Origin of the sequence: Haloimpatiens myeolchijeotgali, assembly GCF_042688525.2 — a bacterium.
Lineage (GTDB): Bacteria > Bacillota > Clostridia > Clostridiales > Clostridiaceae > Haloimpatiens.
In genome coordinates this window covers 2,786,686-2,800,662 of record NZ_JBHWAB010000001.1, presented here as the reverse complement: position 1 = coordinate 2,800,662, position 13,977 = coordinate 2,786,686, and the positions used below count along the sequence as shown (strand labels likewise).

The 13,977-nt window shown below is 28.7% G+C and carries 15 protein-coding genes; 14 read left to right on the top strand and 1 reads right to left on the bottom strand.

All coding sequences use genetic code 11. The annotated features are described in order from the left end of the window. The first annotated feature begins 177 nt into the window (after positions 1-177). The 9 genes from ACFIJ5_RS12565 (at position 178) to ACFIJ5_RS12525 (ending at position 8,675) form a co-directional block, all read left to right on the top strand. A complete protein-coding gene (locus ACFIJ5_RS12565; RefSeq protein WP_379807526.1) occupies positions 178-1,350 on the top strand; it encodes an NAD(P)-dependent malic enzyme in 1,173 nt (390 codons plus the stop codon). Positions 1,351-1,376: 26 nt separating this feature from the next. Beyond that, entirely contained in the window at positions 1,377-2,660 is a 1,284-nt protein-coding gene (locus tag ACFIJ5_RS12560) for a 2-hydroxycarboxylate transporter family protein (protein ID WP_379807524.1), read from the top strand. Positions 2,661-2,960: 300 nt separating this feature from the next. Next, positions 2,961-3,857 (top strand): RnfABCDGE type electron transport complex subunit D, encoded by an 897-nt coding sequence (locus ACFIJ5_RS12555; RefSeq protein WP_379807522.1) that lies wholly within the window; start codon positions 2,961-2,963, stop codon positions 3,855-3,857. Further along, positions 3,858-4,433: an RnfABCDGE type electron transport complex subunit G gene (locus ACFIJ5_RS12550; protein WP_379807520.1), complete on the top strand. Its 576-nt coding sequence runs from the start codon at positions 3,858-3,860 to the stop codon at positions 4,431-4,433. It abuts the gene before it with no gap. Further along, entirely contained in the window at positions 4,433-5,095 is a 663-nt protein-coding gene (rsxE, locus tag ACFIJ5_RS12545; RefSeq protein WP_379807518.1) for an electron transport complex subunit RsxE, read from the top strand. Before ACFIJ5_RS12550 ends, rsxE begins: the two co-directional genes overlap by 1 nt. Before the next feature lie 37 nt (positions 5,096-5,132). Continuing rightward, the gene (gene rsxA, locus ACFIJ5_RS12540) at positions 5,133-5,708 is read left to right on the top strand and encodes an electron transport complex subunit RsxA (RefSeq protein WP_379807516.1); all 576 of its coding nucleotides are present in this window, start codon (positions 5,133-5,135) and stop codon (positions 5,706-5,708) included. 18 nt (positions 5,709-5,726) lie between these two features. Continuing rightward, the gene (locus ACFIJ5_RS12535) at positions 5,727-6,191 is read left to right on the top strand and encodes an RnfABCDGE type electron transport complex subunit B (protein ID WP_379809609.1); all 465 of its coding nucleotides are present in this window, start codon (positions 5,727-5,729) and stop codon (positions 6,189-6,191) included. A gap of 221 nt (positions 6,192-6,412) precedes the next feature. After that, complete coding sequence (locus ACFIJ5_RS12530) at positions 6,413-7,978, top strand: ATP-binding protein (protein ID WP_379807514.1); 1,566 nt, start codon at positions 6,413-6,415, stop codon at positions 7,976-7,978. Positions 7,979-7,982: 4 nt separating this feature from the next. Then, entirely contained in the window at positions 7,983-8,675 is a 693-nt protein-coding gene (locus ACFIJ5_RS12525) for a response regulator (RefSeq protein ID WP_379807512.1), read from the top strand. A gap of 178 nt (positions 8,676-8,853) precedes the next feature. On the opposite strand, the gene asd is transcribed toward ACFIJ5_RS12525, so the two are convergent. After that, positions 8,854-9,936: an aspartate-semialdehyde dehydrogenase gene (gene asd / locus ACFIJ5_RS12520; protein WP_379807510.1), complete on the bottom strand. Its 1,083-nt coding sequence runs from the start codon at positions 9,934-9,936 to the stop codon at positions 8,854-8,856. Between the two features lie 144 nt (positions 9,937-10,080). Between asd and ACFIJ5_RS12515 the strand changes: the two genes are divergently transcribed. The 5 genes from ACFIJ5_RS12515 (at position 10,081) to ACFIJ5_RS12495 (ending at position 13,895) form a co-directional block, all read left to right on the top strand. Further along, positions 10,081-10,944, top strand: a complete 864-nt coding sequence (locus ACFIJ5_RS12515; protein ID WP_379807508.1) for an AraC family transcriptional regulator — start codon at positions 10,081-10,083, stop codon at positions 10,942-10,944. A gap of 15 nt (positions 10,945-10,959) precedes the next feature. Next, a complete protein-coding gene (locus ACFIJ5_RS12510) occupies positions 10,960-11,325 on the top strand; it encodes a MazG nucleotide pyrophosphohydrolase domain-containing protein (RefSeq protein ID WP_379807506.1) in 366 nt (121 codons plus the stop codon). Positions 11,326-11,419: 94 nt separating this feature from the next. Further along, complete coding sequence (locus ACFIJ5_RS12505) at positions 11,420-11,581, top strand: hypothetical protein (RefSeq protein WP_379807504.1); 162 nt, start codon at positions 11,420-11,422, stop codon at positions 11,579-11,581. Positions 11,582-11,678: 97 nt separating this feature from the next. Continuing rightward, positions 11,679-12,692, top strand: a complete 1,014-nt coding sequence (gene aroF / locus ACFIJ5_RS12500; protein WP_379807502.1) for a 3-deoxy-7-phosphoheptulonate synthase — start codon at positions 11,679-11,681, stop codon at positions 12,690-12,692. A gap of 315 nt (positions 12,693-13,007) precedes the next feature. Continuing rightward, on the top strand, positions 13,008-13,895 hold the full coding sequence (locus ACFIJ5_RS12495) for a prephenate dehydratase (RefSeq protein ID WP_379807500.1): 888 nt from the start codon (positions 13,008-13,010) through the stop codon (positions 13,893-13,895). Positions 13,896-13,977 lie beyond the last annotated feature (82 nt).

Below are 13,977 nucleotides of genomic sequence, written 5' to 3'. Positions count from 1 at the left end.
GTTTTAGTTAACTATGGAGTAAAATTCAATGCAGCAGTTTTTTATGTACTAAAATATTTATAAGAGCAAAAATAATACTAAATAATCAAAATATTTAAAAAACTATAAAAAAGTAATATATTATAAATATGAACAGCAATATAATATGTGAAGCAAAAAAAGAAGGGAAGGATAATTATGAATTATTTTGAGGAAAGTTTAAAGTTACATGAAAAATTTATTGGAAAAATTGAAGTTACATCAAAGGTTGAATTAAAGAATAGAGATGATTTAAGTCTTGCATATACTCCAGGAGTTGCAGAGCCATGCAAAAAAATTTATGAAAATGAAAACGATATATATAAATATACTTCAAAAGGAAATTTAGTTGCAGTTGTAACTGATGGAACAGCAGTTTTAGGACTTGGTAATATTGGAGCAAAAGCAGGAATGCCTGTTATGGAGGGAAAAGCAGTTTTATTTAAAACTTTTGCAAATGTAGATGCATTTCCAATTTGTGTAGATTCAACAGATGTTGATGAGATCGTTAAAACAGTAAAATTAATAGCACCTACTTTTGGAGGAATTAATTTAGAAGATATAGGTGCACCAAGATGTTTCGAAATAGAAAAAAGACTTAAAGAAGAATTAGATATTCCAGTTTTTCATGATGATCAACATGGAACAGCTGTGGTTACTTGTGCAGCATTAATAAATTCATTAAAAATTGTAAATAAAAAAATAGAAGATTTAAAAGTTGTTATGAGTGGAGCAGGGGCAGCAGGAGTTGCAATAGCAAAAATGTTAATTAACTTAGGGGTTAAGGATATATTACTTTGTGATAGAAAAGGAATTGTTTGTGAAGGTAATCCACGTAACAATGTATCAAAAGAGAAAATAGCTAAAATAACAAATAGAGAAAAGAAAGAAGGAACTCTTGCAGATGCACTTAATGGAGCAGATGTATTTGTCGGAGTATCAGCACCTGGAATTGTAACAGAAGAAATGGTTAAAACAATGAATAAAGACGCAATTGTTTTTGCAATGGCAAATCCAATTCCAGAAATAATGCCTGAACTTGCAAAAAAAGCAGGAGCAAGAATTTATGGTTCAGGACGTTCAGATTTTCCAAATCAAATTAATAATGTACTTGCATTCCCCGGTATATTTAGAGGTGCTCTAGATGTAAGAGCAAAAGAAATAAATGAAGAAATGAAAGTTGCAGCAGCTTATGCAATAGCTGAAATTATAAAAGAAGATGAACTTACAGAAGAGTATATTATTCCTGATGCATTAGATGAAAGAGTAGCTTCAAATGTTGCTAAAGCAGTAGGAAAAGCGGCTAAAGATACTGGTGTAGCAAGATTATAATATTATAATTTAAGGGGGTTAAACAAATGATGAAAAGTGAATCAAAATTTACATTAATGGGACTTCCAGTATGGATTTTTGCAATACTTTCAGCTATTATTTTAGCTGCTACGTATTTGAAAGTACTTCCAAAAGGTATGATTGGTGCATTTGCTTTAATGATGGTACTAGGAACTGTATTAAATTTAATAGGTAATAAAACTCCTATTATAAAAGATTATTTAGGTGGTGGACCAATAGTAATTATATTTGCATCTGCTGCATTAGTTACTTATAAAGTATTACCTAAAGAAGCAGTAGAGAATGTGACTACTTTTATGAAGGCAGGAGGATTTTTGAATTTTTATATTGCCGCATTAATAACAGGTAGTATATTAGGTATGAATAGAAAACTTTTAATTAAAGCTTCAGTTAGATATTTACCAGCTATTATTGGAGGAGTTATTGTTTCATTATTATTAGTAGGAATTACTGGAGCTTTGATAGGTTATGGAGCTAAAGAAGCAATATTATTTATTGGAGTACCAATTGTAGGTGGAGGTATGGGAGCAGGTGCAGTACCACTTTCAAAGATTTTTGGTACAGGTATGGGAAAAACACCAGCGGAAATGCTTTCAATTATGGTTCCTGCAGTTGCTATGGGTAATGCCTTATCTATAGTTGTTGGTGGATTATTAGACAGACTTGGTAAAATTAAACCTTCTTTAACTGGAAATGGTGCGTTAATGATTGATAGTAGTAAGGTTGTTGTAGAAGAAAAAGAGGAAGAAGAAAAAATTGAGTTTAAAAAATTAGGAATAGGTATATTTATGGCAGTTGCATTTTATACATTAGGAACAATTTTACACAAATATGTTCCTAGTATACACTCTTATGCATGGATGATTTTATCTGTTGCAGCAGTTAAAATAATGGGAATAATGCCAAGAAAATATGAAAAAGCAGCACATCAGTGGTTCCAGTTTGTTATGACTAATTTTACTGCTGTACTATTAGTAGGTATTGGAGTTGCATATACAAATCTATCACAAGTAATTTCAGCATTTAGTATTCAATATGTAATACTTGTAGCTGTTACAGTAATTGGAGTTGCTATAGGTTCTGGAGTAGTAGGAAGATTAGTAGGATTCTATCCAATAGAAGCTTCAATAACAGCAGGATTATGTATGGCAAATATGGGTGGTACAGGAGACGTTGCTGTTTTATCAGCATCAAAACGTATGAAGCTTATGCCTTTTGCACAAATTTCGTCAAGAATAGGTGGTGCATTCATACTGATATTAGCAAGTATACTATTAAAATTGATATAGTATAAATATAGAATTCTCCCAAATAAAATAAAAAACTTCCTTAATATTAGGAAGTTTTTTATTTTATCAAACTTTGTCATAGATGTAGTATAAAATCTGTCTAAAACAAGTTTTACTTTATTGTAGTTTAGATTTATTAACTGAGAAAATTGAGTTAAAAATAGTTCTCATGAACAAAAAGATTTTAAGTATTTTGTATGTACTAAATATATATTTTATATTTGTTTTACTGTATTATGTTAGTACAATAAACAACGTTTTGTAGTAAGGAATACAATATATAGATAAAGGAGGAAGTTCATGAAAACGTTGAATAAATCAACAGAAAATATTATGAAAGACGTTTTAATAGCACTAATGCCAGCAGTAGCTGTAGGTGTATATTATTTTAAAACAAGAGCATTTTTAATAATTTTGATATCAGTATTAACTTGTGTGCTTTCAGAATATGCATGGCAAAAGTTAACAAAAAGAAAAGTTACTATAAAAGATTTAAGTGCAGCGGTTACTGGTATATTATTGGCATTAAACCTTTCAAGTGAAGTTCCTTTTTGGATACCAATAGTTGGAGGGATATTTGCCGTAATTATTGTAAAACAGTTTTTCGGAGGATTTGGTCAGAATTTTATGAATCCTGTACTAACAGCTAGAGCATTTTTAGTAGCTTCCTGGCCTTCAGAAGTAAATAAATGGGTAATAGATGGGGTTTCAGCTTCAACTCCTCTTCAAATAATAAAAAAAGGAAGTGGTACACTTCCAGATATGTGGAATGCCTTCATAGGAAATACAGGTGGAGCTATTGGAGAAACTTGTGCTTTGGCTCTTATAATAGGTGGAATCTATTTAATATGGAGAAGGGTAATAAGTTTTAGAATACCAGTTTCATATTTAGTAACAGTTTATCTCTTAACTTGGATGATAGGAAGAGATGGAATTATGAGTACAGAACCGTTATATGAAATACTTATTGGAGGATTAATGTTAGGAGCAATATATATGGCTACAGATCCTTCTACATCTCCAAAATCTAAAATAGGACAATACATTATGGGTATAGGTTGTGGTGTATTTACAAGTATATTTAGAATTTATGGAGGAACACCTGAAGGTGTATCATATGCAATTTTGGTAATGAATTTATTTGTACCTCTAATAGATAAATTTACAGTTAAAACAAAGGTTTTGGAGGTGAAATAGTTGTTAAAGAGTATTAAGTTAGGTTTGATACTATTTATAATAACATCAATGGCAGGGCTTATATTAGGAGTAGCACACGAGGCTACAAAAGATGCAATAGCAAAGCAATCAGAACAAAGTCAAAAACAAGAAAACAAAGTAGAAATTTTAAAAGGTGTAACCGAGTACAAAGATTCTAGTATAGAAATACCTGCAGATTCAGGAATAAAGAAAGTAAGTGAAGGATATGAAAAGGACAAACTTATTGGGTATGCTATAACTCTAGAAACAAAAGGATTTGGAGGAAAAATTGAAATGAAAGTTGGGATTTCTAAAGATGGAACTGTACAAGGTATAGATATAGTAAAACATCAAGAAACCCCAGGACTTGGAGCAAATGCTGAAAAAGAAGAATTTAGATCTCAATATAAAGATAAAAGTACAGATAACACACTTGAAGTAATAAAAGGAAGTGCATCAAAGGATAATGAAATATCAGCTATAACGGGTGCAACAGTTACATCTAAAGCAGTTACTGATGGTGTAAATACTGCAGCTAATTTTTATAAGAATAATTTGAAAGGAGGTAATAAATAGTGAATGTTTTATTTGATAGATTGAAAAAAGGTATTATAACAGAAAATCCAATTTTTGTTCAAATCCTTGCTATGTGTCCTACTCTTGCTGTAACAACTAATGCAGAAAATGCAATTGGAATGGGACTTGCAACTACAGCAGTTTTAATAGGTTCGAATATAGTAGTTTCTCTTTTAAGAAAATTAATTCCATCTGAGATTCGTATACCTTCTTATATTGTAATAATAGCAAGTTTTGTTACAGTAGTTGAATTTATTCTTCAAGGATATGTACCTTCATTATATAAATCATTGGGACTTTTTATACCTCTTATAGTTGTGAATTGCATAATACTTGGAAGAGCAGAAGCTTATGCTTCAAAAAATAATATTATAAAATCCTTATTTGATGCAATAGGTATGGGATTAGGATTCACTGTATCTCTTACTGTATTAGGAGTGATTCGTGAACTTTTAGGAACGGGCAAAATATTTGATATAAAAATAATGTTTGCAGCATATAAACCAGCTATGGTTATGATTATGGCACCAGGTGCATTTTTAACATTAGGAATTTTACTTGCAATTTTAAATTGGATTAAGTTAAAAAGACAAGGGGATAATGCTTGCATTGAACATGATTGTAGTACATGTCCTGGATGTTCAGGAAATATAGAAATATAATTATAAACATTTTAATCTGGAAGGAAGGTGTAAATTCTTGAAGATATTTATCATATTCATTAGTGCAATGCTTGTAAACAATTTTGTTTTATCTAAATTTCTGGGTATTTGTTCTTTTTTAGGAGTTTCAAAAAAGTTGAAAACTTCCATTGGAATGGGAAGTGCAGTAGTATTTGTAATGACTTTAGCTTCTGTTATGTCATATATGGTTTATCATTGGATATTAGAACCATTAGAAATAACTTATCTTTACACCATAGCTTTTGTACTAGTTATAGCATCACTTGTACAATTAGTTGAAATGATAATTAAAAAGTATAGTCCATCGTTATATAAAGCTTTGGGAATATTTCTTCCACTTATAACAACTAACTGTGCAGTTTTAGGGGTTTCTGTAATAAATATGAAATCTAATTATACACTTTTAGAAAGTGTTGTTAATGGATTAGGAGCTTCTTTTGGATATACTCTTGCTATAGTTTTATTTGCAGGTATTAGAGAAAAAATGGAAAAAAGTGATATACCTAGACCACTTAAAGGATTACCAATAGGACTAATTTCAGCAGGACTTATGTCAATTGCATTTTTAGGATTTCAAGGATTAGTGAAATAAGGTGGTGATATTGTGGATATGACAAATATATTATATTCGGCGTTAAGTTTAGGTGCATTAGGAATTATTTTTGGAGTAGGTCTTGGTATAGCTTCTATAAAATTAGATGTGAAAGTTGATCCTAAAATAATAAAAATAACAGAAGTACTACCAGGAGCTAATTGTGGAGCATGTGGTTTTGCAGGTTGTAAAGCTTGTGCCGAAGCCATAGTAAACAAAGAAGCATCACCAGATGCATGTCCTGTAGGAAAGGGAGATACAACTGATAAAATAAGAGATATATTAGGAATAAAGCAAAAATCACAAGAGAAAAAGAAAGAAGCTGTATGTGTAGGATGTAAATTGTGTGAAAAAGCATGTCCTAAAGATGCTATAAAAGTAATAGATAAAGTACCTTACGTAGATGAAGAAAAATGTGTAAAGTGCATGCTTTGTGTTAAAAAATGTCCAACAGGTTTTATGAAAAACATTATAAAAAAATAATTTAATTAAGAGATATGCAAAGGGCATATCTCTATTTGCAGGTAAATTAGTGTGTTGAATAATTGGGTAATAAGATAGAATTTTATCAATATAATATTTGGTGTTATATATGCTAATAATAAAGTTATTAAAATTTAGCACAATAATAATAATTGTAGTAGAGATTATTTAAATAAATACAAAAGTTGAGCAAGATTACTAATAATAAAGAGAGGTGTAACATGAAGTTACAACAAAAAATTACGGCATTAATAATAGTTATTTTATTAGTTGTAATTGGAAGTATTAGTATCCTTTCTTATAGAGAAATGAAGAGCCTTTTAAAAGAACAGAGAAGTTCAGATTTGATGAGAATGGCAATAATGGCTTCAGAATTAGATGTGGTAAAAAATAATGTAGGGAAAAAGGATGGAGAAGTAAAAATTCAACAAGATATTGAGAAGATAAGATTACAAAGCAAAGTTGAATTTATTGTTGTTATGGATATGAATGGTATAAGATATTCTCATCCTGTACCAAAAAATATAGGGAAAAGATTTAAAGGCGGAGATGAAGAAAAGGTTTTAACAAATGGAGAAACTTATGTATCTGAAGCTAAAGGAACTTTAGGAAAATCATTGAGAGCTTTTGCACCAATATACAAAGAAGGGAAACAGGTAGGTGCTATTTCTGTTGGAATGTCTATAGAAAAAATGCATTCTGAAATTTTTAAAAAGATGAATAATTTTATGCCATTTTTAGTTTTAGGATTGGTTATAGGAGGCATTAGTGGAGGAGCTCTTGCGTATAATATTAAGAAAACTATTTTTGGTTTAGAACCAAAGGAAATTGCATGGATATTAAGAGAAAAGGAAGCAATATTACAGAGTGTACATGAAGGAATATTAGCATTAGATAAAGATGGTAAAATATTATTTTTTAATGAAAGTGCAAGCTTAATTATAGGATTAAAAGAAGAATATGTAGGTAAAAATATAAACAAATATATATATGAAGAAAAAATTAATGAAGTTATTAAAAAAGGACAATCATTATATAATGTGGAAGTAAAAATAAAACCAGGTTTAACTGTTATGTGTAACTATACACCAATGAAGGATAAAAGAAATGAAGTAGTTGGAGCAGTTGTAAGTTTTAAAGATTTAACAGATGTGAAAGAATTAGCAGAAGAGTTAACAGGGATAAAGAAAATATTAAATTCTCTTAGAGCACAAAACCATGAATTTATGAATAAACTCCATATAATATCTGGACTTATACAACTTGAAGAATATGATAAAGCTTTAAAGTTCATTTTAAAAACTGTAGAAAAAAGAACTACTATAAGTAATATTCTTACAGATAAAATTAAAAATGCAATGATAGCAGGATTATTATTAGCTAAATATAACAAGGCAGAAGAGGATAAAGTTAAACTTTATATAGATAAACAATCTAAATTAGAAACACTACCACAATATATGACATCAGAAGAACTTGGAACAATAATTGGAAATTTAATAGAAAATTCTTTGGATGTTGTTAAAAATGACGGTACTGGTTTAATAAAAGTTGGTATATACGAACAAAAGGATAATCTAATAGTAAAAGTAAGTGATAATGGACCTGGAATTTCAGATAAAGTAAGAGAAAACATATATGATATAGGAGTGACAACTAAAGAAGGGCAAAGAGGATATGGAATGTATATTACAAAAAAGATAATTGATGAGGCAAAGGGAAGTATTAATTTTAATGTAGATAATGGTACTCAGTGGTTTATAAAATTACCTATGTTTAGGAGGTAACAATGTGATTAATGTTTTAATTGTTGAAGATGATCCTATGGTAACATATATAAATAGCAATTTTCTAAAAAAATTAGAAGGATTTAATTTGATTAAATCAGTAGACTCAATAGCTAAGGCAAAAGAGTCTATAAAAGAACTTAAACCAAATTTGATATTATTAGACGTATTTTTACCAAAAGGTAATGGAATTGATTTGTTAAAATGGATAAGAAAAGAAGAAATAAGAAGTGATGTAATTTTAATAACTGCAGAAAAAAATATTGAATCAGTTCAAGAAGCATTTAGATATGGTGCTATTGATTATTTAATAAAACCATTCACTTTTAATAGATATAAGGATGCTCTGCTTCAATATAAAGAAAGATTTAATAAGTTTAAAAATGGTACTGAGATAGAACAAAAAACAATTGATAAATATATAATGAGTGGAAATACAGTTGAACAAAAGATTGACAATATAAATGATTTGGAAAAGGGGTTAAGTAAACATACTTACAACAAAATTTGGGATGCATTAATAAGATGGGATAGGAAACATTTTACCTCAGAGGAATTAGCAGAATATCTTGGAATGGCAAGAGTAACAGTTAGAAGATATCTAGAATATATGAATAAAAATGGTAAGCTTGATATTGTAATAGAATATGGTAAAGTGGGAAGACCACAGCACAAATATAAAATGAAAAAAGTATAAAATTATTAATTCAACTTTCGCAGATAAAAAATAGCTGCTGCGTGAAATGATATCTTGCTTAGAATTTGTAAACTTTGTTCAAATGTTTCTTACGCAATATATCATTTCTCTTCGCTAAGCAGTATTTTTTTACTGGGAAAGTTGTATTATATATAAAAATTTAAGGACTGTCCAATAATTATTTTGTTAAATATCCCATTTCTTTTAAAAGCTCAGCAGTAAGAACTGAACCACCAGCTGCACCACGTAAAGTATTATGAGACAAGCATACAAATTTATAATCAAATAATGTATCTTCTCGTAATCTTCCAATAGATATTCCCATACCATTTTCAATATTTCTATCTAGTCTTGTTTGAGGTCTATCATCTTCTTCGAAATAAGTTAAAAATTGCTTTGGTGCACTTGGAAGATTTAATTTTTGAGGTTCTCCTTTATACTCTTTCCAAAGATTTAATATTTCTTCTTTTGATGGTTTATTTTCAAAAGATACAAATACAGTAGCTAAGTGTCCATCTGAAACAGGAACACGAATACATTGAGATGTAATTATAGGTTCTACTGCATTTACTATTTTATTATTTTCAATATGTCCCCATATCTTTAAAGGTTCTTGTTCACTTTTTTCTTCTTCTCCACCTATAAAAGGTACAATATTATCAATTATTTCAGGCCAATCTGAAAAAACTTTTCCACTTCCAGATATAGCTTGATAAGTAGAAACTAATATTTTTTTTGGCTTGAATTTCATAAGTGCATGTATTGCAGGAACATAGCTTTGAATTGAACAATTAGGTTTAGTAGCTATAAATCCTTTCGTTGTTCCTAATCTTTTGCGTTGTTTTTCTATTATTTTTAAGTGTTCATGATTTAGTTCAGGAATAACAACAGGAACATCTGAAGTATCTCTATGTGCAGAGTTATTAGAGATAACAGGAATCTCTTTTTTTGCGTAAGCTTCTTCTAATGCTTTAATTTCATTTTTAGGCATATTAACAGCACAAAATACAAAGTCTACTTTTTTGCTTATCTCATCTATTTCATGTATGTCTTTAACAACTATATTTTTTACACTTTCAGGAATAGGGTTGTCTAATTTCCATCTATCTTTTATACATTCATAATAACATTTACCTGCAGATTTTTTACTTGCTGCAATTACAACAATTTCAAAATATGAGTGACCTTCCAGTAAAGTTACAAGTCTCTGTCCTACAAAGCCAGTACCTCCAAGAATTCCTACTTTAAGTTTTTTGTTCATAAGATATACCTCCTTTAATTAATATCATTATATTCGCATTTTTTACTATGTATATTGCTAAAACTGCTTGAAATATTGCAAAACCTGCTATAATATTTTAATTATTAGGGTAACATAAAATGTTTGTTTTGAGAAGGGAATTTTATGAAAAAAGAAAAAAATATTATAAGAAATAGAAAAGGTTATTTAAATGAAGATTTTTTATTTTTTCATTTAAAAGATAAAAAAGGTATAAAATTTGAATTTCACTATCATGATTTTAATAAAATAATTATATTTCTTTCAGGTAATGTAACTTATTTAATAGAGGGGAAAGCTTATAAATTAAAGCCTAGAGATATATTATTAGTAAGTAGTAATGATATACATAAAGCTATAATAGATCCTAATGGAACATATGAAAGAATAATAATTTGGGTAAACTCATCATTTTTACAAGAAAATAATATAAATCAGTGTAATTTATTAACTTGTTTTAAAGAAGCTTCGAAGAAAAAATTTAATTTACTTAGATTAAATTCAGAAATACTAAATAGTGTATTACATCAACTTGAAGAGGCCTATAAAAGTAGTGAATTTGGAAGCTATATACTTAGAAATGCATTGTTTTTACAGTTTATGGTTTATATAAATAGAATGTTTTTAGGAAATGAAAATCATAAAGAGTTAAGTGATATTGAGTATGATAAAAATATAGGTAGAGTTTTAGATTATATAAATGAAAATCTTAATAAAGAGTTATCTATAGACAATATTTCATCAAAGTTTTATATGAGTAAATATTATCTTATGCACAAGTTTAAAAAACAAACAGGATATACTATTCATAATTATATACAAAATAAGAGGCTCATTATGGCAAATTCTCTTATTAAAAAAGGAAAATCAGTAACAGAAGCGTGTGTTGAATGTGGTTTTGGTGATTATTCTAATTTTATTAGAGCATTTAAAAAAATGTTTGGACTTTCACCAAAAAAGTATTATAAGAGATTTGATAAATTAGAATAGAAGGGGGAGTAATCAATGAACAATGAAGATTTAAAAGTGTCTGAGATGTTAAAATTATCACGTGAATTATGGGAAAAGCATAAAGATACTTGGGCACCTATGGAACCTGAATATGGTAAGACTTTTATACTTTATATGATTGAGGAGATTGGTGAGGTTATAGCTATAATAAAAAAGAAACAAGAAGACGATATTATGAATGATAGTGTAGTAAGAGAAAGGTTTGTTGAAGAATTAGGTGATGTAATGATGTATTATATGGATGTTCTTAATAGGTTTAAAATTTCTCCTGAGGAATTTTCTAGCATATATATGAAAAAATTCAAAAGCAATATGAATAGAGATTATGCGAATCAATATAAGAAATATATAAATGAATAAAAAAATAAAAAAATTAAGAATATTTATTGACATGAATTTTAATTATGATATAATTGCAACTAATAAACTATTTTGAGATTGCTGGAGGAAAAATATGAAAAATCTTATTAGAAAAGAAAATGTAAAACAAAATAAATTTTTTAACTTTTATTTTATCTGGGGCTATTTTTATTTTAGTGCTAGTTATTTGTTTTACAAAAAAATAATAAAATTCTTTTCTAATGAGGATAATAAAATTCTAAGTATTTCTGTATAAAGCATATTTATACTATAAAACTATAGAATATATTAAAAAGACAAGGCTCATTAGATGGGTCTTTTTTTTATTATAAAAATTTAGGAGGAATCGCAGCATGGTTATTGTAATTAAAGCAAAAACACCACAAGAAGAAATTGAAAAAATTAAAAGAAAAATGGAAAAACTAGGATGTGAAGTTCATGAGACAATAGGAGAAAATCGTCATATTCTAGGCTTAGTAGGGGATACAAGTAAAATTGATCCAGATTTAATACAAGCAAATAGAAATGTAGAAAGATTAATATATGTTCAAGAACCTTATAAAAAAGTAAACAGATCATTTCATCCAAAGGATTCAATTATAACTGTAAATAATAAAAGCATAGGAGGAAATAAATTAGCTGTAATTGCAGGTCCATGTTCCATAGAAAGTGAAGAGCAAATTGTTACAATTGCAGAGCAAGTAAAAAGGTCAGGTGCAACTTTTTTAAGAGGAGGAGCATTTAAACCGAGAACATCACCTTATAGTTTTCAGGGCTTAAAAGAAGATGGACTTGAATTATTAAAATTAGCAAGAGAAAAAACAGGACTTCCTATTGTTACAGAGCTTATGTCTCCAAATTATGTAGAGAAATTTGTGGAGGATGTGGATGTAATACAAATTGGTGCAAGAAATATGCAAAACTTTGATTTGTTAAAAGAGGTAGGAAAAACAAATAAACCTATTTTAATAAAAAGAGGAATGTCTGCTACTATAGAGGAATTATTAATGGCTGCAGAATATGTTATGTCAGAGGGAAATGAAAATGTTATTCTTTGCGAAAGAGGCATAAGAACTTTTGAAAAATATACAAGAAATACATTGGATTTAAGTGCTATACCTGTGATTAAGAAAATGAGTCATTTACCAGTAATAGTAGATCCAAGCCATGCCGCAGGATTATGGTGGTTAGTGGAACCATTAGCAAAAGCAGCTGTAGCAGTTGGGGCTGATGGATTAATGATTGAGGTACATAATGACCCTGCCAATGCAATGTGTGATGGACAGCAGTCTATTACACCTGAAAGATTTGATTCACTTATGAATTCTTTGAAAGAAATTGCAAAAATAGAAAATAGAGATTTGTAAACTTTGTAAAAGTTCAGTATTCAACTTTCAAAGATGAAATATAGTCGCTGCGGGAAATGATATATTGCTCTGAAACTTTTCACTTCAGTAACAAGTTCTAAGCTTTACTCATGTTGAAAAAAGATTTTTTAATTAATATTCCGTAGGAATCAGTAATTAAAAAATAACTTTTTTCAAATTCGTAAAGCTAAGAACTTGTAAACTTTGTTCAAATGTTTCTTACGCAATATATCATTTCCCTTCGCTAGACAGTATTTTTGTCTTGTAAAAAAAGTTGAGTTAATTAGTAATACATATAGTGAAAGGTGGAACTTTATGGAGGAAGGTAGTGAAAAACAAAAGATGAATGATTATGCACACAAAAAAGTTATAGTAGGATTTCAGGGGGTAAAAGGGTCATTTAGTGAACAAGCACTTATAGAATATTTTGGAAAAGATGTTGCTGCAAAAAATGTAAGTGATTTTGAAGATGTATTTTTAGCTCTTGAAAATAATGAAATAGATTATGGAGTACTTCCTATTGAAAATTCTTCTACTGGAGCAATAACAGAAGTATATGATCTTTTAAGGCAGTATGGTTTTTATATCGTTGGTGAAAAATGTGTAAAAGTAGAACATAATTTAATTGGTATAAAAGGTACTAAATTAGAGGATATAACAGAAGTATATTCGCATTCACAAGCTTTTGGACAGAGCAAGGAGTTTTTAAAAACTTATGTTGATTGGAAATTGATACCTTATAAAAATACTGCTATGAGTGCAAAATTAATAAAGGATGAAAACCAAAAAGAAAAGGCTGCTGTTGCTAGCAGGAGAGCAGCGGAATTATATGGTTTAGAGATTATAGCATCAAATATAAATTTTAATAAGAAAAATTATACTAGATTTATTGTAATTGGAAAAAATTTAGATTTAAATGATGAAGTGAATAAAATTAGTGTAGTAGTCTCTACTCCCCACAAAGCAGGGGAATTGTATGGTATATTAAGGCATTTTGCTGAGCATGATTTAAATATGCTTAAAATAGAGTCCAGACCAATTATTGATAGATCATGGGAATATTTTTTTTATATAGATTTTGAAGGAAATTTAAATGAAAAAGTTGTAGAAGATGCTATTAAATTAATTGAGAAAAACAGCAGTTTTTTTCAACTGCTTGGAAACTATAAAGGTGATAATAATAGTAATCCTAAACTCCGATAAATGATATTTTGCTATAAAACCTTTAACTACATAAAGTAATTCTAAGCTCTAAAAATTTAACATTGCTAAAAAACTCAAACTC